The sequence below is a fragment of the Actinoallomurus acaciae genome (genome assembly GCF_042429965.1).
Classification (GTDB): Bacteria; Actinomycetota; Actinomycetes; order Streptosporangiales; family Streptosporangiaceae; genus Actinoallomurus; species Actinoallomurus acaciae.
Window position 1 is genome coordinate 1 of record NZ_JBHLZP010001240.1, and the last position, 680, is coordinate 680.

General features: G+C 76.8%; 1 protein-coding gene. It reads right to left on the bottom strand.

Annotated features, from left to right (window positions below; all coding sequences use genetic code 11):
• Nucleotides 1-67: 67 nt before the first annotated feature.
• The coding region (locus ACFFNX_RS51870; RefSeq protein ID WP_378213880.1) for a protein phosphatase 2C domain-containing protein at nt 68-680 on the bottom strand (613 nt) is incomplete at its 5' end.

The following is a 680-nucleotide window of genomic DNA, read 5'->3' on the forward strand; positions in this document are numbered from 1 at the left end:
GTCCCCGATGGGGTCGCGCGCCAGGCCGAGCGCCCCGAGGCGCCGGGCGTGGCCGGGCTCCGCGGGTTCAGCCACGTGTCACGACCAGCGCGGTGGCGTCGTCGTGCGGCTTGCCGCGCGTGGCCGGCGCGGCGAGTTCGGCCTCCCGTACGAGGTCGATCACGCGGTCCGGCCCGGCGCTCCGCAGCTCCCGCAGCAGGTCCGGCCACGTACGGCCGAAGCGTTCGACCAGCCGGGTGACGCCGTCGCTGAGCAGCGCGACCGTGTCGACCTCCGCCCACGGGAACGTCGCGGTGATCGCCTCGTACGCGGCGGCGCGACTGGTGCTCGCCACCCAGAAGCCGCCCGGCCGGTTACGGTGGGCCCGGACCGTCTCGAGCGTGTACGGCGGGCCGCCCGGGAGCCGTTCGAGTCGGTCGTCCTCCACGACGACGACCGAGCCGTCCGCGCGCCGCACCACGACGGGCGAGTCGGCGAGCACGAGGCACTCCAGCTCGTCGCGGCCCCAGCGGGCGATCGCGACCGTCGAGGAGGGGCTGTCGGGGTTGGCCAGGTCGCAGGTGTCGCCGTGCGCGGCGCAGACGTCCTTGATCGCCTCGGCCAGGACGTCGGAGAGGCCGCCGGCGAGCTCGGCCGCCAGGCGGGCGCTCAGCGCCGCCGCGAGCCGGCGCACCAGCCAG